The organism is Tistrella mobilis KA081020-065 (genome assembly GCF_000264455.2).
GTDB lineage: Bacteria > Pseudomonadota > Alphaproteobacteria > Tistrellales > Tistrellaceae > Tistrella > Tistrella mobilis.
Window position 1 is genome coordinate 3,587,815 of sequence record NC_017956.1, and the last position, 18,186, is coordinate 3,606,000.

The 18,186-nt window shown below is 68.0% G+C and carries 19 protein-coding genes; 15 read left to right on the top strand and 4 right to left on the bottom strand.

All coding sequences use genetic code 11. From position 1 onward, the window contains the following. Positions 1–102: 102 nt before the first annotated feature. From TMO_RS16430 to TMO_RS30530, 9 genes are all read left to right on the top strand, one after another. Positions 103–1,227, top strand: coding sequence for a C4-dicarboxylate TRAP transporter substrate-binding protein (locus TMO_RS16430; protein ID WP_014746773.1), 1,125 nt, complete (start codon positions 103–105; stop codon positions 1,225–1,227). Positions 1,228–1,254: 27 nt separating this feature from the next. Continuing rightward, positions 1,255–1,815, top strand: a complete 561-nt coding sequence (locus TMO_RS16435; protein WP_014746774.1) for a TRAP transporter small permease — start codon at positions 1,255–1,257, stop codon at positions 1,813–1,815. Further along, positions 1,815–3,122: a TRAP transporter large permease gene (locus TMO_RS16440; RefSeq protein WP_014746775.1), complete on the top strand. Its 1,308-nt coding sequence runs from the start codon at positions 1,815–1,817 to the stop codon at positions 3,120–3,122. The genes TMO_RS16435 and TMO_RS16440 overlap by 1 nt, the downstream gene beginning before the upstream one ends. 73 nt (positions 3,123–3,195) lie before the next feature. Next, the gene (locus TMO_RS16445; protein ID WP_014746776.1) at positions 3,196–3,879 is read left to right on the top strand and encodes a TetR/AcrR family transcriptional regulator; all 684 of its coding nucleotides are present in this window, start codon (positions 3,196–3,198) and stop codon (positions 3,877–3,879) included. Positions 3,880–3,917: 38 nt separating this feature from the next. After that, positions 3,918–4,706 carry an enoyl-CoA hydratase/isomerase family protein gene (locus TMO_RS16450; RefSeq protein ID WP_187297789.1) on the top strand — a complete coding sequence of 263 codons (789 nt, stop codon included), beginning with the start codon at positions 3,918–3,920 and terminating at the stop codon, positions 4,704–4,706. Beyond that, positions 4,703–5,944, top strand: coding sequence for a CoA-binding protein (locus tag TMO_RS31270; protein WP_014746778.1), 1,242 nt, complete (start codon positions 4,703–4,705; stop codon positions 5,942–5,944). The genes TMO_RS16450 and TMO_RS31270 overlap by 4 nt, the downstream gene beginning before the upstream one ends. Then, entirely contained in the window at positions 5,830–6,888 is a 1,059-nt protein-coding gene (locus tag TMO_RS29595; RefSeq protein WP_187297790.1) for an acetate--CoA ligase family protein, read from the top strand. Before TMO_RS31270 ends, TMO_RS29595 begins: the two co-directional genes overlap by 115 nt. After that, entirely contained in the window at positions 6,885–8,066 is a 1,182-nt protein-coding gene (locus TMO_RS16460; protein ID WP_014746780.1) for an acyl-CoA dehydrogenase family protein, read from the top strand. Before TMO_RS29595 ends, TMO_RS16460 begins: the two co-directional genes overlap by 4 nt. Continuing rightward, positions 8,066–9,010, top strand: a complete 945-nt coding sequence (locus TMO_RS30530; RefSeq protein ID WP_041605055.1) for an acyl-CoA dehydrogenase family protein — start codon at positions 8,066–8,068, stop codon at positions 9,008–9,010. The genes TMO_RS16460 and TMO_RS30530 overlap by 1 nt, the downstream gene beginning before the upstream one ends. Here the strand turns inward: TMO_RS30530 and TMO_RS16470 are convergent. Genes TMO_RS16470 through TMO_RS16480 form a run of 3 tightly spaced genes read right to left on the bottom strand, consistent with a single transcriptional unit; the run spans position 8,899 to position 11,297 of the window. Then, positions 8,899–10,194, bottom strand: a complete 1,296-nt coding sequence (locus TMO_RS16470) for an APC family permease (RefSeq protein ID WP_014746781.1) — start codon at positions 10,192–10,194, stop codon at positions 8,899–8,901. The genes TMO_RS30530 and TMO_RS16470 overlap by 112 nt on opposite strands. Beyond that, positions 10,191–10,529, bottom strand: a complete 339-nt coding sequence (locus TMO_RS16475) for a cupin domain-containing protein (protein ID WP_014746782.1) — start codon at positions 10,527–10,529, stop codon at positions 10,191–10,193. The genes TMO_RS16470 and TMO_RS16475 overlap by 4 nt, the downstream gene beginning before the upstream one ends. A 3-nt stretch (positions 10,530–10,532) precedes the next feature. Further along, positions 10,533–11,297 carry a YqcI/YcgG family protein gene (locus tag TMO_RS16480; protein ID WP_041606749.1) on the bottom strand — a complete coding sequence of 255 codons (765 nt, stop codon included), beginning with the start codon at positions 11,295–11,297 and terminating at the stop codon, positions 10,533–10,535. Between the two features lie 236 nt (positions 11,298–11,533). Here TMO_RS16480 and TMO_RS16485 point away from each other — a divergent pair, with 236 nt between their 5' ends. Continuing rightward, entirely contained in the window at positions 11,534–12,025 is a 492-nt protein-coding gene (locus tag TMO_RS16485) for an Lrp/AsnC family transcriptional regulator (protein WP_187297791.1), read from the top strand. An 18-nt stretch (positions 12,026–12,043) separates the two neighbouring features. Here TMO_RS16485 and pdxY read toward each other — a convergent pair whose 3' ends face one another. Then, entirely contained in the window at positions 12,044–12,910 is an 867-nt protein-coding gene (gene pdxY, locus TMO_RS16490; RefSeq protein WP_014746785.1) for a pyridoxal kinase, read from the bottom strand. Between the two features lie 447 nt (positions 12,911–13,357). Here pdxY and TMO_RS16495 point away from each other — a divergent pair, with 447 nt between their 5' ends. The 5 genes from TMO_RS16495 (at position 13,358) to sdhA (ending at position 18,152) form a co-directional block, all read left to right on the top strand. Beyond that, the gene (locus tag TMO_RS16495) at positions 13,358–14,230 is read left to right on the top strand and encodes an HpcH/HpaI aldolase/citrate lyase family protein (RefSeq protein WP_014746786.1); all 873 of its coding nucleotides are present in this window, start codon (positions 13,358–13,360) and stop codon (positions 14,228–14,230) included. A 10-nt stretch (positions 14,231–14,240) separates the two neighbouring features. Next, positions 14,241–15,308 (top strand): MaoC family dehydratase, encoded by a 1,068-nt coding sequence (locus TMO_RS16500; protein ID WP_014746787.1) that lies wholly within the window; start codon positions 14,241–14,243, stop codon positions 15,306–15,308. A 229-nt stretch (positions 15,309–15,537) separates the two neighbouring features. Then, positions 15,538–15,924, top strand: a complete 387-nt coding sequence (gene sdhC, locus TMO_RS16505; protein WP_014746788.1) for a succinate dehydrogenase, cytochrome b556 subunit — start codon at positions 15,538–15,540, stop codon at positions 15,922–15,924. A gap of 49 nt (positions 15,925–15,973) precedes the next feature. Then, entirely contained in the window at positions 15,974–16,354 is a 381-nt protein-coding gene (sdhD, locus tag TMO_RS16510; RefSeq protein ID WP_014746789.1) for a succinate dehydrogenase, hydrophobic membrane anchor protein, read from the top strand. 7 nt (positions 16,355–16,361) lie between these two features. Continuing rightward, positions 16,362–18,152, top strand: a complete 1,791-nt coding sequence (gene sdhA / locus TMO_RS16515) for a succinate dehydrogenase flavoprotein subunit (RefSeq protein WP_014746790.1) — start codon at positions 16,362–16,364, stop codon at positions 18,150–18,152. Positions 18,153–18,186 lie beyond the last annotated feature (34 nt).

Sequence of the window (18,186 nt, forward strand, 5' to 3'; positions counted from 1 at the left end):
TGCGGATGTGCCCGGTCATTTCACTTGCTTGCTGACTAGCTATCAAATACGCTCCGGGCATGCAATCCGAAGATTGCCAAGATCACGGGAGGGAACAGGAAGATGAACGGGGCAAGGATCCTGCGCACCGGCGCTGCCGCCGTGCTGGGGCTCGCAATCGGGGCCGGCACGCTGTCCGCATCCGCGACGGAGCTGCGCATCGCCAGCGGGACGGTGAGCAAGAACGCGCTCAATGGCGGCATGTACAAGTTCGCCGAGTTGATCGCGCAGAAGACCGACGGCACCTATACCGGCAAGGTGTTCCCGGGCACGCTGCTCTCCTTCGCCGAGATGACCAACGGCGTACGCGATGGCGTGGTCGATGTGGGCTATGTGATCCCTGCCTATACCCGGGCGGAATTTCCCCAGACCAACCTCCTGATCGACATGTCGACCGCTTCCTCCGATCCGGTCGTCATGGCAGGGGCGATCAACGACTACATGTTCTCGTGCGCGCCCTGCCTGAAAGAATTCGATGCCCTGAACCAGGTCTTCCTGGGCTTCTCTGTGGCTGGCCCCTACTACCTGATGTCGACGAAGAAGATTGCCTCGCTCGACGATTTCCGCGGCAAGACCATCCGTGGTATCGGCCCCTTCGGCCGCTGGATCGAGGCGATGGGCGGCAAATCGGTGCTGGTCACCTCAACGGATGTCTACGAATCGCTCAACCAGGGCCAGCTCGACGGCAACACCCAGGGGCTGGACACGCTGAAGAGCATGTCGCTGGGCGACATCGTCGACTACGTGCTCGACATCCCGATCGGCCTCTATCTGGGCAGCGCGCTCTATGACGTGAACCGCGATGTCTGGGACGACATGACCCCCGAACATCGCCGCGCCTTCCTGGCCGCGGCGGCCGAGGGCCATGCTTGGACCACGATCAACTACTTCGCCGAGAACAATGTCTTCCTGACCCATCCCGAAACCGGCGGGGTCGAGATCGTGAAACCCGACGAAAAACTCGCCGCCGCTTCGGCAGCCTTCCGGGAAGCAGATCTCGACACGGTCGCGAAAATCAATGCCGAGAAATACGGCATCACCGATGCGACCGAGCGGGTGGCGCGGCTGCGTGGGCTGGTGAAGAAGTGGGAGGGGCTGATGCAGGACGTCGACAAGACGGACGTCGCCGCCGTGGCCGCGATCTATGACCGGGAGATCTTCACCAGGATCGACCCCTCGGCTCTCTGACGCCCCGCCCATGAGGAATTCCGTCCGATGCGCTCACTCGGCCGCATCCTGAACCGGCTGTCGACCCTCTCGGCCGCGATCGGCGGCGTCGCCGTCATCCTGATGATGCTGCAGATCGTGGTCGACGTTCTGCTCAAGAACCTCTTCACCTGGCCGGTGCCGCTGACCGCGACCCTGGTCACCAAATGGTACATGGTCGCGGCCGCCTTCCTGCCGCTGGCGCTGACCGAGATCCTCGACCGCAATGTCGCGGTCGAGGTGCTCTTCCAGCACCTCACCCGACGCTGGAAGCGGATCTTGGGCGGTGCCGTCTGCCTGCTCTCGGCCGGGATTGCCGGCCTGATGGTCGTACCGCTCTGGGACGAGGCCATGAAGCGCATGGCGGCTGGCAGCTTCATCGTCGAGAACGGCGACCGGCTGTCGGTCTGGGAGGCCTATTTCTTCCTGCCCGTCGGGTTCGGCCTTTTCGCCCTGGTCCTGCTCTACCGCACCGTCATCCTCTGGACGGGCGCCGAAAGCGGTCTGAACGAGGTGCCGATCGATACCGACCGCACGGATGACGACATGACCGGCAAGGTGCATGGCTGATGGACAGCGAGATCATCGGCCTGCTCGGCCTCGTGGTGTTGATGGGCCTGCTGATGCTGCGGGCGCCGATCGGCATCTCCCTCATCGCGGTGTCCTTCTCGGGCATCTACTACCTGATCGGCCCACGTCCCGCCTTCGGCATGCTTGCATCGCTGCCCTACGATTTCGCATCGAAATGGACGCTGTCCTCGGTGCCGATGTTCCTGCTGATGGGCTTCGTCTGCTTCAATGCCGGGCTGACCCGCGGGCTGTTCCAGACCGCACGCAGCTGGCTCGCCTGGCTGCCCGGCGGGCTTGCCGTCGCCTCGGTCTGGGGTTCCGCCGGCTTCGCAGCGGTCACCGGCTCGTCGATCGCCTGCTGCGCCGCCATGGGCCGGATCGCGGTGCCCGAAATGCTGAAGGCCGGCTATCAACCGGCACTCGCCACCGGCACGATCGCCGCAGCCGGCACCCTCGGCGCCCTTATTCCACCCTCGATCCTGCTGATCCTGTTCGGCGTCTTCGCCGAAGTGCCGATCTCGAAACTGTTCATCGGCGGCATCGGCGCAGGTCTGCTCACCGCCCTGCTCTACATGGGGGTGATCATCTCGGTAGCGGTGATCCGGCCCGACTATGCCCCCCGGATGCGAGAGCGCCCCGACATGGCAGAGCGGATGCGGCAGCTGCGCGAAAGCTGGCCCGTCTTCGCCCTGCTGGTGATCGTGATCGGTGGCATGTTCTTCGGCCTGTTCACCGCCACCGAGGCGGGGGCGGTAGGTGCCTTCTTCGCGATCGTCATCGCCCTGTTTCGCCGCAGCATCGGGCTTGCCGGCCTCTGGCAGTCGATCCGCGAAACCATCGTCACCACCGCGTCGCTGTTCCTGATCGCGGTCGGCGCCAATCTGCTGACCCGCTTCCTGACCCTGTCCGGCGCCAGCCACTACATCGCCGACGCCATCATGGCGCTGCAGGCCGACCCGCTGACCCTGCTGATCGGGCTGTCGGTGATCTACCTGCTGATGGGGATGTTTCTGGATCCGCTGGGCGCAATGCTGCTGACCCTGCCCGTGCTGCTGCCGGTGCTGGACCAGGCCAGAATCGATCTCATCTGGTTCGGCGTCTTCCTGGTCAAGTTCCTGGAGATCGGCATGATCACGCCTCCCATCGGCCTCAATGTCTTCGTGCTCAAGGGCGTGCTGGGCCGGCAAGTCCCGCTGACCACCATCTTCCGCGGTATATTGTGGTTCCTGGCCGCAGACTTCGTGGTGGTTGCAGCCTTCATCGCCTTCCCGGGCATCATCACCTGGCTGCCGGAACTGATGGGCTGACACCACCGCCCGCCCCCTGACATCCCCCCCGACCATCCGCCATCCGACCAAAAGCTGAGGGCAGACCCGCGCCATGCAGACCGACATCGCCTCGACGGACCGGACCGAGCCGCTGGGCTCGAAACAGAGGCGCCGGGAGGAATCCGACCGGAAGATGCTCCGGGCAGCACTCGCGCTGATCGCGCGCCACGGCACCGTCGGCGCCAGCATGGCACAGATCGGCATCGATGCCGGCTATAGCCGCGGCCTGCCGGTCCAGCGTTTCGGCACCAAGCTCGCCCTGCTCGAAGCCGTGATCGATGCAGTGCAGGACCGTTTCCTGCGCCATGTCGAACGCCGTACCGCCGGCAAGCGCGGCTGTGCGGCGCTGGTCGAGAGGATCAGGGTCCAGATCGAGGCGGTGCGCGACATGCCCGATTCGGCGATCGCCCTCTATCATCTGATCGTCGACTCGGCCGGCGCCGTGCCGGAACTCAAGCCCCGTATCGCCCTGCTGCACGCCGCCTATCGCGACAATCTGCGCACCTATCTGCTGCAGGCGCGCGAGATGGGAGAACTGCGCGACGGCCTCGATATCGACCAGTACGTCAGGACCATCTCGGGCACGATCAGCGGCATCTGCATCCAGGCGCTCATCGCCGATGGCGATACCCGTCGGCTGGGTGAGGATGCGAAGTTCATCGCCGATCTGTTCGTGTCCCAGGTGGCCCGTCACCCGCCCGGGCGGGATGCGCCGGGCGGCACCGCCGGCGCCTGAGCCGGCCGCAGCACGAGGACGACAGGATGTTCGTAGAGGTGAGCCACCCCGCTCCGGGCGTGGCGATGGTGGCGCTCGACCGTACGGAGCGGCTTAACGCCCTCTCGACGGCAGTTGCAGACGGCCTGCTCGAAGCCCTTCGCACCATCGCGGCCGATGCGGGAACCGGTGCCGTGATCCTGACCGGCCACGGGCGCGGTTTCTGCGCCGGTGGCGATGTCAGGGAGATGCGCACCAACCGTGCGAAGACCGTCGATCAGCGCCGGCGGGATCTGGCCCGGATGCACGACATACCGCGACTGCTCAGGGCCATGCCCCAGCCGGTAGTGGCGGCCGTCGCCGGCCCCGCCTATGGCGCCGGTTTTGCCCTGGCTCTCGGCTGTGATCTGGTTCTGGCAGCCGACGACGCCCGTTTCGGCACGGCCTTTCTGAAGCAGGGTCTCGCCAGCGATTTCGGCCTCGCCTACCAGCTGGTCCGGCTGGCCGGGCCGGCCATGGCCCGGCGCCTGATCTATCTGGATGAGGTGTTGACGGCCCGTGCCGCCGCGGAAGCCGGTCTGGTCGCCCAAGTGGTGCCGCGTGCCGAGCTGGCGGCACAGGCGCTCGATTGCGCCACCCGCCTCGCCCGGCTTCCTGCCGATGCAAGGCTTGCCATGAAGCGTCTGCTCGCCATGGCCGAGACCGAAAGCCACGAGGTGATGCTGCAGATCGAGACTTCAACCCAGATCGCCCTCGTTACCTCGGCCCACCACGCCGCCGCCGTCGACGCCTTCCTGGGTGGCGACCCCCACGCGGCCACGAAGACGCCCCAGGAGAAACGCTCATGACGACTGCCGCATCCGCCGCCCGCGGCGATCCTTGGACGCGGGAAGCGCTGCTCCCACTCTATGCTCCGCGGAGCATCGCCATCGTCGGTGCCTCCATGCGCCCCGGCTCTTTCGGTGCCCGCACGCTCGGCAATCTCGATGCCTATGACGGCCGCATCCATCTGGTGAATGCACGTTACGACACGATCGACGGGCGGCCCTGCCATGCTTCGGTCGGGGTCCTGCCCGAAGTGCCGGATCTGGTGGTGATCACCACCCCGGCGCCGACCGTCGAAGAGGTTCTGGAAGACTGCATTGCGGCCGGCGTGCCGGCTGCGATCGTCTATGCTTCGGGCTTTGCCGAGACCGGGGATCCGGAGGATGCCGCCCGTCAGGACCGGCTTGCCACCCGCGCAGCCGAAGCCGGACTCCGGCTGCTCGGCCCCAATTGCGTCGGGATGCTCGACTATGTCTCCGGCGCCCGGGTCACCTTCGCCGGCGTGCCCGCAGGCCGGGTGACCGAGGGCCCGGCGATCGGGCTGATCTGCCAGTCGGGCGCGCTCGGCTTCGCCCTTGCCCAGGCGATGGATCGCGGCGTCGCTTTCAGCCACGTGCTGAGCTGCGGCAATTCCGCCGATGTCGATGTCGCCGACTGGATTTCGGCCCTGGCCGACGATCCCCATTGTTCTGTGATCGCCTGCGCCTTCGAGGGCGCCCCGGATCCACGGCGTTTTCTGGCGGCAGCCGAACGGGCCTGGGCGCGCGACAAGCCGCTGGTGGTCTTCAAGCTTGCGACCGGCGAGGAGGGGGCCGTCGCGGCCATGTCGCATACCGGGTCCCTCGCCGGTTCTCACGCAGCCTGGACCGCGCTGTTCGATCGCGCCGGTGCGATCGTGGTCGAAGACTTCGATGCCCTGGTCGAAACAGCGGCCTTCTTCGCCAAGGCACCCGCCCGGACGCCTCCGGCGTCGCCGTGCTCTCAGGCTCGGGCGGTGCCGCGATCATGGCCGCCGACTGCGCCGAGACGGAAGGTGTCGCCCTGCCCCAGCCGTCCGAGGCGGTGCGGGCACGGCTACGCGCCGGGTTGCCGCCTTTCGTCCAGCCCCGCAATCCGGTCGATGCCACGGCACAGATCATCAACGACATGTCGGCGCTGCTCGACTGCGCCGACGCGCTGCTCGGTGATCCGGCCTTCGGCACGCTGGTTTTCGGCTACCCCTACGCCTATGACACCGCCACTGCCCGTCAGCCGCATCTGAGCGCACTGGCTGCGCGACATGGCAAACCGATCTGCCTGGTCTGGCTGACCCAGCTTCTTGAAGGCCCCGGCACGCGCGAGGCCGAAGCCGATCCGAACCTGATCGTGTTCCGGTCCATGCGCCGCTGCTTCCGCACCCTCCGTGCCTGGCACGACCGGGGGGCCCGTCGCCGCCGGCCGGTCCGGTCTGCCCTGGCGACATATGATCGCGACAGGGTCAGAGCCCTGTTCACCGATGCCGGACCTGGACCGCTCGGCGAGGGCGCATCCAAGGCGATCCTCGCCGCCTGTGGAATCGCCCTGCCCCAAGGCGGGCGCGCCGCCGACGCCGCCGGGGCAGCTGAGCTTGCGGAGCGGATTGCGGGTCCGGTCGCGATCAAGATCGACAGCCCCGACATCCCGCACAAGACCGAGGCGGGCGGCGTGATGCTGGGCGTCACCGGGCCCGAGGCCGCGGCCGAGGCGTTCCAGAGGGTCCTGACACGCTGCCGCGCAGCAGCCCCCGGCGCCCGGATCACGGGCATCACCGTCGAGGAAATGATCCCGCCCGGCGTAGAGGTGATCATCGGCATCCGCGATCAGGAAGGGTTCGGCCCGACGGTCACCGTCGGTCTGGGCGGGGTGTTCACCGAACTGCTCCGCGACACCCGCACAGCCCTCGCCCCGGTCGATATCAGTGAAGCACTGGCCATGCTGCGCGGCCTTCGCGGGGCCAGGGTGTTCAACGGTTTTCGCGGCGCACCACCGATCGATCTCGTCGCGGTGGCAGGGGTGGTGGCGACACTCTCGCAGCTCGCCGCCGACAGCGGCGGCCGGCTGGCCGAATTCGAGGTCAATCCGCTGATCTGCCTGCCTGATCGGGCCGTCGCCGTGGACGGGATGGCCGTCCTCGCGCCCCCGCCGGCAGGCAAATCTGCGCCAGCAAGGGGAGGGCTCCGTCCGTGAATTTCAACTGGACCGAGGAAGACCGCGCCTATCGCGCCCGGATCCGGGATTTTCTGCGCCGGGAGTTGCCGGCCGACTGGCACAGCATTGCCCGCCACGGCCCCGGCTCGCGGGAGCAGACCGCCTTCAGCCTGGAATTCTGCGCCAAGCTCGCAGCCGAAGGCCTGCTGGTACCGCACTGGCCGCGGGAATGGGGCGGCGAGAACCGGCCGACCTGGGAGCACTTCATTCTGGGCGAGGAAATGTGGGCGGCGGGCGAGCCGCGGGGCGCCCAATACATGAACGTGAACTGGATCGGCCCGACGCTGATGCGCTATGGCACGCCCGAGCAGCAGCAGCGCTATCTGCCCGAAATGGCGGCGGGGCAGGCGATCTGGTGCCAGGGGTTTTCGGAACCCGGGGCCGGCTCGGATCTGGCCGCCCTGCGAACCCGCGCAGAACGCGACGGCGACGACTACGTGATCAACGGCACCAAGATCTGGACCTCCTATGCCGCGCTGGCCGATCACTGCTTCCTGCTGGCCCGGGTCGGATCGGGTGAGGCCGGATCGGGCAGCGATCGCGCGGGGATCGCGATCTTCCTGGTACCGATGTCGACCGCCGGCATCCAGGTGCGCGCCATCCCCAGCCTGATCGGCCATGGCGACATACACGAGACCTTCTTCACCGACGTCCGGATACCGGCCACGGCCCGGCTGGGCGCCGAGGGCGAAGGCTGGTCGATCATCGCCTACGCGCTCGCCAATGAACGGGTCGGCATCCCGCGCTATCAACTCTCGGCGCGGGTCCTGGACGGCATGGTTGCCGATCTGGCTGCGCGGGGCCGCTTCGACGACCCGGTCATCCGCAGCCGGGCCGGCGCCGCCTTCGCCGCCTGCGAGGCGGCCCGGATGCTGGTCTATCGGGTGGTCGACCAGCGGGCACGCGGTGCTGCACCGGGTCCTGAGTCCAACATCGCCCGGGTGGCTGTGATCGCCGCCGACCATGCCGTAACCGATTTCGGCCTGGATTTCCTACCCCACAGTTTCAGCGGTGATGGCGTCTCGACCGGTGGCGATCCCGACCTGCTCGCCCATCACGAGCGGGCGATCGTCGCCGGCATCGCCGCCGGTGCCGCCGAAATCCAGCTGGGGCTGATTGCCCGACGCCACCTCGACCTGCCCAGAGAGGCTCCGTGATGGATTTCACTCCGAACGAGGATCAGACCGCCTTCTTCGCCATGCTCGACCGCATGACCGAAGCCCCCGAGGCCGGGTGGGCGGTCGCACCCGATTATGCTCGTTTCGCCTGGTCGGCAACGCTCGATGCGACATTGGATGCCAACGGCTTCTACGATGCGGCCAACGAAGAGACCCTGGGCCCTGTCGCCGCCGCCGAACTGGTCCGCAGGCTCGCACGGTTGCCGGTGGTCGTTGAATGTGCTGCCTCGGCCCTGCTGCGCAGCGCCCTGCCGGCCGACCTTCCCCGGCCCCTTGCCGTGCTCGAAGAGGCGGCGGGCGAACCGGTCCGTTTCCTCCCCCAGGCCCGCAGCGTGCTGAGACTCGGCCCGGGCAGGGCGGCGATCGCCCGGCCGGCACCAGGTCAGGTGGTGACGGTGGACAGTCTCTTCGCCTATCCGATGGGACGGTTCACCGAACGGGGGCCCGACTGGGAGCCGATCAACGCCGATCCGGCAGCTCTCGCCGATCTCTGGCGGATCGCGATTGCAGCTGAGATGGCGGGGGCACTCGACGGGGCACTCGACAGCGTCGTCAGTCATGTCCGCGACCGGCGCCAGTTCGGCCGGCCGCTCGGCAGCTTCCAGACGATCCAGCACCGGCTGGCCGAGGCTGCGACCCGTATCGAAGGGGCGCGACTTCTGGTCCTGAAGGCAGCAGAGCATCGGGCCCCGACAGAGGCGGCCATCGCCCTCGGCTATGTCCAGGACATTGCCACCCGGGTGATCTACGACCTGCACCAGTTCATGGGTGCCATGGGCCTGACCCTCGAACACCCGCTGCACCGCTGGACCTACCGGGTGCGGTTGCTGCGGTCTGCCTTCGGCGGTGCTGCCCGCAACTTCGACATGGCCGCCGGTCTTCGCTGGACGGCAAGCCCCAGCGCCGCCAGCACCAGCGGATAGATCACCGATCCGCCCTGGGCCAGGGCGAGGCCGGCCACCAGAACCACGCAGGCGGCGGCGAGCAGCCGGGTGCCCGGGCCTTCCGACAGCCGGAACAGCGCCGCCGCCGCAACCCCGTACAGGATCAGGAAATTCTGTCCGGCGATGCCGAGCAGGACATCGACCCGGCTGAAGCCGGCCGCGTCGGCGGCGATCACCGCCAGCAACACCACGACCAGTACACCGGCCGCCCTGACCGGCTGGTCGCCCCGCAGGCCGGCCAGCGCCGACGGCAGGGTGCCGGCGCGGGCGAGGGCGAAAATCATCCGCGACACGCCCCAGATGGCGGCAGCCAGATTGGCCAGGATCATCACGGTCACGACCGCCGCCACCGCCCGGCCGCCGACAGCCCCGAACCGGCCGTCCATGATCGCCGCGAACGGGGTTTCGAACCGGCCGTCCAGATCGCGGGTCTGGGCGATCCAGGCCATGACCAGGTAGAGCACCACCGCCACCACGAAAGACAGCGCCATCGCCCGCGGGAAATCCCGGGCCGGGTCGCGGAACTCCTCCGACAGGTTGGACGCGATCTCCCAGCCCGTGAAGGCGAAGAAGATCATCATGAACGGCGCCAGAGCCAGCCCCCAGTCCACTTGGTCCGGCAGCAGCGGCAGGGGGGTGGCGGCTTCCGGGACCAGCACGGCGCCGGTCACCGCAATCGCGCCCAGCAGCACCAGCAGCACGGCCGCCATCGCCTGGTTGACCCTGGCGGCCCCCGCGGCCGACAGCAGGTTCACCGCAAACCCCGCCGTGACCAGCCCCGCCGCCCAGGCATGCGGGCTGCCGCCCACCGCACCCGCGGCATAATACCCGCCGGTCAGCGCGATCGAGGGCAGGCCGATCGCCACCGCCCCCAGCAGGATGAAGGACGAGGCCGGCGCCCAGGCGGGGCCGAAGGCGCGGGCGGCGAAATGGCCGATGCCGCCCGCATCCGGAAACCGCCGCCCCAGGATCACGAACACCGCAAGCAGCGGCAGGGCGGCGAGCGCACAGATGCCCCAGGCCAGCAGGGCATGATCGCCCGCCTGCCGCACCGCCAGGCCCGGCAGGATCAGCAGCCCCGCCCCCAGCACGATGTTCAGCATCACCGCCGCCCCTTTGAGCGGGCCCAGATTGCGTGCGAGTTCGCGGCCGCCCTCGCTCATGCGGTCCCTCCTCCTCCCAGCTCCACGATGCGGGGCGCGATCAGATAGACTACGCCCCCCTCCAGCGCCACCGAACCGTGGCGGATACCGGCCGGCAGCCGGATCACATCGCCCTGGCGGCAGAGGGTCTCGGTGTTGCCGGACGCGTCCGCCCAATAGAATCGCAGGCTCCCCTCCAGGATCACCAGGGTCTCGTCCACCGGATGGGCATGCCAGGCATGTTCCTTGCCCGGCCGGTCGCGCTGCACCTCGACCGCCCCCTGTTCCGGCATCAGCGTCCGGATCAGGTCAGGCAGGGCCGGCGGGGTCAGGTGGCGGGTCAGGATCTCGACCATGGCTCAGACCACCTCCGCATCGGTATCCCTGAGCCGCGCAAACGGGCAGGCGGGTGCCGGCCGGTTGGCGTCGTCCAGGAAATACTGGCGATGCTCGCGGGTCTCGGGTGCGCCATAGCGGCCGAGATCGGGCGAGGCCGGCAGCATGTCGAAGGCGACCAGCCGCCGACGCACCTTGGCGAACGACGTCGCGGCAGCCTGTTCCGTCCCCAGGATTTTGTCGAACACCCAGCGCGGCTGGAAGGTCAGCATGAAGGTGCTGGACCGCCGGCTCTGGCGGGCGATATGGGCGGGGGTGTTGCAGACCACGAAGACCGGCTCGCCCGCGAAGCAGAACTCCCAGAGCGGTTCATCGGTGCCGGCTGGAATCTCCGCCGGCCAGGGCGCCGCATCGCGCCGGGCCAGCGCCGCCAGCAGCCCCCACATCCGCGCCCGGTATTCCTCGATCCCGGCCACGCGGCCGGGGCGGAAGAAGGCGACCAGAGAGGCATGGGGCCCGAAGCTGCGGGCCTCGGCCACGAAACGGCCCAGCGCCGCGGCCAGCCGGTCGGCCGCCGGCCCGTCGGGATCGGCGGCCTCGTCGTCGATGAACAGATAGCGCAGCTGGTCGGTCTCGAAGCCCTTCACCCCGAAGACGCAGGGGAAAGGCCGGACCGGGCTCGAGATGGTGGTGGCGAATTCGTCATACACCACCCGCTGCCAGCTGCCCGCAGGCAGCCGGCCGGCAAGATCGTCGCGCGAGAGATAGGGCGCGGGTGCAGCGGACATCGGTCCCGTATCGAACATGATGTCTTCCCATGACTGGCGATGGCGGGGGTACGGCCGCAGGCCCCGCAAATCGACGTCCCCACATCGATTTGGAAGCTATAAGTTGCGACCGCAGTCACCGCACACTTAACCGTTGCATTGCTCGCCAGACCAGAGTTCAAATTGAACACTTCCTACCATAATGAAACCCTTGGGCAATAACCAGGGGGCACGCATCCGCACCGGAACCCATGATCATGTCTCAGGACCAGGCCTCACCCGGCCGGCGCCGCAACGCGCCGGAGCCGTCCCTGAGCGAGACCGATCTGCAGCTGATCGACCTGCTGCGTGAAGACGCCCGCCGCAGCATCAGCACGCTGGCCGCCCTGATCGGCACCTCGCGTCCCGCCATCCGCCGCCGGATCGATCGCCTGCAGGCGCAGGGGGTTATCCGCCGCTTCACGGTCGAAACCGCCCTGCCGGCAGCCACCACCGCAGATCGCGGCATCGACGCCCTGTTCTCGATCGTCGCCCGCACCGGCAGCCATCGCGGCCTGCTCGCCACCATCCGCCAGCGCCCGGAATGCCGCGCCGCCTGGGCGGTGACCGGCACGCCCGACCTGATCATCATCGTCCACTGCCTGTCGGTCGCAGCCCTCGACGGCCTGCGCGACCACCTGGCCCGGCACACCGCGGTCAAGTCGGTCTCGACCGCGGTGATCCTCGACGGCTGGCAGCGCGACGGCTGAGGTGGCGACCGGCCGATGTCAGAGCGGATGGACCCCGACCGCACGGTAATCGGCGGCCAGCATCGCCTCCTGCGCCGCCACCAGGGCCAGTTCCGGCCCGCCCAGCTTGCGGCTTTCCTCCACCACCGCCCAGGTGGCGGCGACCGCCCGGCGGATGGCGCGGGACAGGTCGCGATGGGCCAGCCAGTCGGCGAGCAGCACGGCCGAGAACATGTCGCCGGTGCCCGAGAAATGGACCGGCACCAGTGGGGTCTCGATCCGGAAGCGGCCGGCGCGGCCGACCGCGATCACCTCCACCGACCCCGCCGCCGTCTCGGCGACCTTGACCGAGGTCGCCACCGCCATCTCGGGCCCCATGGCCGCCAGCCGGTCCAGCGCCTCGATCACCTCGGCGCGGGTGTGGGTGTGGCGGCCGGTCAGATGGTCGAGTTCGAAATGATTGGGCACCACCAGATTGGCGCGCGGCAGCAGATGTTCGACCATCGCCTCGGCCACGCCCGGCTGGACATAGCGCCCGCCCGGATAGTCGCCGATCACCGGATCGAACAGATAGAAGGCCCCGGGCACCCGCCGGCGGACCCGGTCCACCGCCTCAGCCGCCACGCTCACCTGGCCGGCACTGCCGAAATAACCGGTCAGCACGGCGCGCACGAAACCGAGCCCGCCGCCAGCCTCTTCGGGCAGGGCGTCCAGCCCCTCGACGATGCCGCGCATCTCGGTCTCGTCGATCACGGTGCCCCGCCAGCCGGGATAGCGGGGGTTGCTGCTGAACCGCACCGTGTCGATCGGGCAGACCTCCTGGCCCAGCCGCTCCAGCGGCAGTGTGGCGGCGCAGTTGCCGACATGGCCGAAGCTCACCCGTGACTGGATGCTGAGGACAGTCATCGGCGGTACTCCCAAAACGCAGGGTCCGGCAGCGCATGCGGTATCGCCCGGGCTGCACCGGACATAGAGGGGATCAGGGGCGGGAGACGGAAGTCGGGGGTGGCGACCGGCTTCCGGCGGCAGCCCGTGTTCGCAGGCGCCGCGGACCTGGATGCTTGCACGGCCGGGCCGGAGGCTTCAACCCCTGCGCACCGTCGGCGGCTGCAGCCCGGACCTGCACATCCTGCAGGCGCGGGTCGGCAACTTTGTTGCGTTGCGGAACGGATCTGCGCAACGCTTTCGCAGCGGCACAAGGTGGTTTATAGTCGCGCGCGAGCCGGCCGGGCCTTCTTCCCGTCCCGCCGCACGGATCCCTGCCCGCGGATCCGGCGCCGCGGGGGCGGCCTTCTCGGGGTCCGGCCGGGGATCGCCTTTCCACCATTCACCCCAGCCACGGAAGCCCGCGACATGGCCAAGACCAATCGTCCCCGCCGCAGCATGCTTTATATGCCGGGTGCCAATACCCGCGCCCTCGACAAGGCCCGGAGCCTCGCGGCCGACGCGCTGATCCTGGACCTGGAAGACAGCTGCGCGCCGGATGCGAAGGATGCCGCCCGCGCCAATGTGGTGGCGGCACTGGCCGAGGGTGGCTATGGCAATCGCGAGCTGATCATGCGCGTCAATGCGCTCACCACCCCCTGGGGCCATGCGGATCTGGTCGCGGCGGCGAAGAGCGGCGCCCATGGCGTGCTGATCCCCAAGGTCGACGGTGCCGAAGGCGTGCGTCAGGCGGAAGCGGTACTGCGCGATGCGGGGGCGCCCGACGATCTGAAGCTGTGGGTGATGATGGAAACCCCGCTCGCCATCCTGAGGGCCGAAGAAGTCGCCGGCGCCACTCCGCGCCTTGCCGGCCTGGTGCTCGGCACCTCGGATCTCGCCAAGGATCTCCACTGCGCCCATACCCCGGAGCGCCTGCCCTTCCTCGCCAGCCTGTCGCTGTGCATCCTGGCCGCCCGCGCCTTCGACCTCGCGGTCATGGACGGCGTGCACCTGGATCTGGACGACGAAGAGGGCTTCGCCCGCGTCTGCCGCCAGGGTGCGGAACTCGGCATGGACGGCAAGACCCTGATCCATCCCAAGCAGCTCGCCGCCGCCAACGAGGCCTTCGGCCCGTCGGAGGCCGATATCGCCAAGGCCGAAAAGATCATTGCCGCCCATCAGGCCGCCACAGCCGAAGGCAAGGGTGTGGTCGTGGTCGACGGCAAGCTGGTCGAGAACCTGCATGTGGTCGGCGCGCGCCGCCTGCTCGACATGGCAGAGCAGATCAAGACCCTGGGCTGAGGCGGAACCGATGGCACAGAAGACCAATCCCGGCCGCTTCTTCGAAGACTTCACCCTGGGTGAGGAAATCGTCCACGCCACCCCGCGCACGGTGACCGAGGGCGACCAGTCGCTCTATACCGCGCTCTACGGCACCCGCTTCGCAGTGAATTCCTCGGCCGAATTCGCCCGCAGCCTGGGTCTCGGCGGCGCGCCGATCGACGATCTGCTCGTCTTCCACATCGTCTTCGGCAAGACCGTCCCCGACATCTCGCTGAACGCGGTCGCCAATCTGGGCTATGCCGGCGGCCGGTTCGGCGTGCCGGTCTTTGCCGGCGACACGCTTTCCACCCGCTCCACCGTCATCGGCCTCAAGCCCAACGGCAACGGCCAGACCGGTGTGGTCTGGGTGCGCTCCACCGGGCGCAATCAGCGGGGCGAGATGGTGCTGGACTACGTCCGCTGGGTGATGGTGAAGCGCCGCGCCCCCGGCACTGATGTCTCCGCCACCCATGACTGCCCGCCATCCGATCTGCCCAAGGCGGTGGATGCCAGCGATCTGGTGGTGCCGACTGACCTCGACGCCCGCGGCTTTGATTTCGCCCTCTCGGGGGAGCCGCACGCCTTCGAGGACTACACCCCCGGCGAGCGCATCGATCATGTCGACGGCATGACCATCGAAGAAGCCGAGCATCAGATCGCGACACGCCTCTATCAGAATACCGCCAAGGTCCATTTCAACCAGCTGGAAGCCAATGGCAACCGCTTCGGCCGGCGGCTGATCTATGGCGGTCACATCATCAGCCTGGCCCGGTCGCTGTCGTTCAACGGCCTGGCCAATGTGGTGCGGGTGGCGGCGATCAATGCCGGTGCCCATGCCAACCCCACCTTCGCCGGCGACACCATCCACGCCTGGTCCGAAGTGATCTCGGCCGACGCCCTGCCCGGGCGCACCGATCTGGGTGTATTGCGACTGCGTCTCATTGCCACCAAGAATCGGGCCGCCGCCGACTTCCCGCTCAAAGATGCCGACGGCAAATATCTTGCCGACGTCGTTCTCGACCTAGATTACACCGTGCTGGTGCCGCGCCGCGGCTGAACAGCGCCGCCGCCCACAACCTTCGGGCGCCCGGTTCCTGCCCCCTGTGCCTGCGCATGGCGTGGGGGGTGCGACTTTCGCCGGGCTTTCGTTGACTTGGGCGGCGGGTGGGCCTATTCAGTACGGCGTGACGAAAGGCGTGCGTTTTCAAGCCGTAAACGTTGAGCCGCCCGGCGGGGTATCCTCGCCATGCCGGGACGAGCCCCTGGAGTGCAGGTTCTAGAAGCCCATGGCCAAGACCGACAACCGACCGCTTTCGCCGCATCTGCAGGTCTACCGCCTGCCGCTGACGGCGCTCATGTCGATCTCGCACCGCGCCACCGGCGTGGCGTTGAGCGTCGGCACCCTGCTGCTCGCCTGGTGGCTGATCGCCGCTGCGACGGGCGCTGAGTCTTTCGAAACCGTGCAGGGCTTTCTCGGCTCGTGGTTCGGCATGCTGCTGATGTTCGGCTGGACGCTGGCGCTGTTCTACCACATGGCGAACGGCATCCGGCACCTGGTCTGGGATGCAGGCTACGGCTTCGACGTCAAACAGGCCGAGAAGGTGGGCCGCATCGTTCTGGTCGCCGCCGGCGGCCTGACCCTGCTGGCCTGGATCATCGGCCTGTCGGTCTGATGGGCGAGAAAAGACTGCAGAAACTGCGGCTGGTTCGAGGACGATCAAGATGAGCTTGCGCAATCCCCTCGCCCGCGTTCGCGGGCTGGGCTCGGCTAAAGAAGGTGTCCAGCACTGGTGGCTTCAGCGGGTGACCGCCATGGCCATGGTGCCGTTGACCCTGTGGTTCGTGATTTCGGTGATCGCGCATCTGGGCGCCGGCCGGCTGGAGATGGTGGACTGGATGTCCTCGCCAGTCTCCGCCGCACTGATGATCGCTTTCCTGGTCAGCCTGTTCTGGCATGCAAAACTGGGCCTGCAGGTCGTCATCGAGGATTACGTGCACAACGAGGCATGCAAGATCGCGTCGCTGACCGCCATGACCTTCGCCGTGGTCATCGTCGGCATCGCCTGCGTCGTCTCGGTGCTGAAGCTCGCCTTCGGAGGCTGAACGCGAAATGACCACGGCTTACAAGATCATCGACCATGAATACGACATCGTGGTCGTCGGCGCCGGCGGCGCCGGTCTGCGTGCGACCATGGGCATGGCCGCGAAGGGTCTGAAGACCGCCTGCATCACCAAGGTGTTCCCCACCCGCAGCCACACCGTGGCGGCGCAGGGCGGCATCTCGGCCGCACTCGGCAACATGGGCGAGGACGACTGGCGCTGGCACATGTACGACACCGTCAAGGGGTCGGACTGGCTGGGCGACCAGGACGCCATCGAATACATGTGCCGCGAGGCGATCCCGGCGATCATCGAGCTCGAACATTTCGGCGTGCCGTTCTCGCGCACCGAAGAGGGCAAGATCTATCAGCGCCCCTTCGGCGGCATGACCACCCGCTTCGGCCAGGGACGCGCCCAGCGCACCTGTGCCGCCGCCGACCGCACTGGCCACGCCATCCTGCACACCCTCTACCAGCAGGCCCTGAAGAACGACGCGGAGTTCTTCATCGAGCACTTCGCGCTCGACCTGATCATGGACGACGAGGGCGCGTGCCGCGGCGTGATGAGCTGGGATCTGGCGACCGGCATCCTGCACCGCTTCCGCTCGCATCTGGTCGTGATCGCCACCGGCGGCTACGGCCGGGCCTATTTCTCCTGCACCTCGGCCCATACCTGCACGGGTGACGGCAATGCGATGGTGCTGCGCGCCGGCCTGCCGCTGCAGGACATGGAATTCGTGCAGTTCCACCCGACCGGCATCTACGGCGCCGGCTGCCTGATCACCGAGGGCGTGCGCGGCGAAGGCGGCTATCTCACCAACTCCAATGGTGAGCGCTTCATGGAGCGCTATGCACCCTCGGCCAAGGATCTTGCCTCACGCGACGTCGTCAGCCGCGCGATGACCATCGAGATCCGCGAGGGCCGCGGCGTCGGCAAGCGCAACGACCACATCCATCTGCACCTGGAGCATCTCGATCCCGAGATCATCCATCAGCGCCTGCCGGGCATCGCCGAAACCGCGAAGGTGTTCGCGGGCGTCGACGTGACCAAGGAGCCGATCCCGGTGCTGCCGACCGTCCATTACAACATGGGCGGCATCCCGACCAATCATCGCACCGAAGTCGTTCGTCCCACGGCCGGCAATCCGGACGAGGTCGTGCCCGGGCTGATGGCGATCGGCGAGGCGGCCTGCGTGTCGGTGCACGGCGCCAACCGTCTGGGCTCCAACTCGCTGCTCGACCTGGTGGTGTTCGGCCGCGCGGCCGCGATCCGCGCCGCCGAGATCGTCACCCCCGGCCAGCCGCACAAGGCGATCGGCGCCGATGCCTCGGAACGGGCGATCGCCCGCTTCGACAAGCTGCGCCATGCCAACGGCACCGTCTCGACCGCGGAACTCCGCGACGAGATGCAGCGCACCATGCAGAACAACTGCGCCGTCTTCCGCACCGGCGAGGTGCTGGAAGAGGGTCTGGCCGAGATGCACAAGATCTACGCCCAGCGCGACAATCTCCGCGTCACCGACCGCTCGCTGGTCTGGAACTCGGATCTGGTCGAGACGCTGGAGCTGGACAACCTTCTGGGTCAGGCGCTGGTCACCATCGCCGGTGCCGCAAACCGGCCGGAAAGCCGGGGCGCCCATGCCCGCGAGGATTATCCGGACCGCGACGACAAGGACTGGATGAAGCACACCGTCGCCTACTGCTCGGACGAGGGCGAGGTCGCCTTCGACTATCGCCCGGTGCATATGACGACGCTGACCAACGAGGTCGAGGTGTTCCCGCCGAAGGCGCGCGTCTACTGACGCCGCCTTAACGACCCCACGTCGACCGAGGACG

Coding starts and splice junctions, on each gene's coding strand:
- TMO_RS16430 (WP_014746773.1), top strand. CDS start 103: ATGAACGGGGCAAGGATCCTGCGCACCGGCGCTGCCGCCGTGCTGGGG.
- TMO_RS16435 (WP_014746774.1), top strand. CDS start 1,255: ATGCGCTCACTCGGCCGCATCCTGAACCGGCTGTCGACCCTCTCGGCC.
- TMO_RS16440 (WP_014746775.1), top strand. CDS start 1,815: ATGGACAGCGAGATCATCGGCCTGCTCGGCCTCGTGGTGTTGATGGGC.
- TMO_RS16445 (WP_014746776.1), top strand. CDS start 3,196: ATGCAGACCGACATCGCCTCGACGGACCGGACCGAGCCGCTGGGCTCG.
- TMO_RS31270 (WP_014746778.1), top strand. CDS start 4,703: ATGACGACTGCCGCATCCGCCGCCCGCGGCGATCCTTGGACGCGGGAA.
- TMO_RS29595 (WP_187297790.1), top strand. CDS start 5,830: ATGTCGGCGCTGCTCGACTGCGCCGACGCGCTGCTCGGTGATCCGGCC.
- TMO_RS30530 (WP_041605055.1), top strand. CDS start 8,066: ATGGATTTCACTCCGAACGAGGATCAGACCGCCTTCTTCGCCATGCTC.
- TMO_RS16470 (WP_014746781.1), bottom strand. CDS start 10,194: ATGAGCGAGGGCGGCCGCGAACTCGCACGCAATCTGGGCCCGCTCAAA.
- TMO_RS16475 (WP_014746782.1), bottom strand. CDS start 10,529: ATGGTCGAGATCCTGACCCGCCACCTGACCCCGCCGGCCCTGCCTGAC.
- TMO_RS16480 (WP_041606749.1), bottom strand. CDS start 11,297: ATGTCCGCTGCACCCGCGCCCTATCTCTCGCGCGACGATCTTGCCGGC.
- TMO_RS16485 (WP_187297791.1), top strand. CDS start 11,534: ATGTCTCAGGACCAGGCCTCACCCGGCCGGCGCCGCAACGCGCCGGAG.
- pdxY (WP_014746785.1), bottom strand. CDS start 12,910: ATGACTGTCCTCAGCATCCAGTCACGGGTGAGCTTCGGCCATGTCGGC.
- TMO_RS16495 (WP_014746786.1), top strand. CDS start 13,358: ATGGCCAAGACCAATCGTCCCCGCCGCAGCATGCTTTATATGCCGGGT.
- TMO_RS16500 (WP_014746787.1), top strand. CDS start 14,241: ATGGCACAGAAGACCAATCCCGGCCGCTTCTTCGAAGACTTCACCCTG.
- sdhC (WP_014746788.1), top strand. CDS start 15,538: ATGGCCAAGACCGACAACCGACCGCTTTCGCCGCATCTGCAGGTCTAC.
- sdhD (WP_014746789.1), top strand. CDS start 15,974: ATGAGCTTGCGCAATCCCCTCGCCCGCGTTCGCGGGCTGGGCTCGGCT.
- sdhA (WP_014746790.1), top strand. CDS start 16,362: ATGACCACGGCTTACAAGATCATCGACCATGAATACGACATCGTGGTC.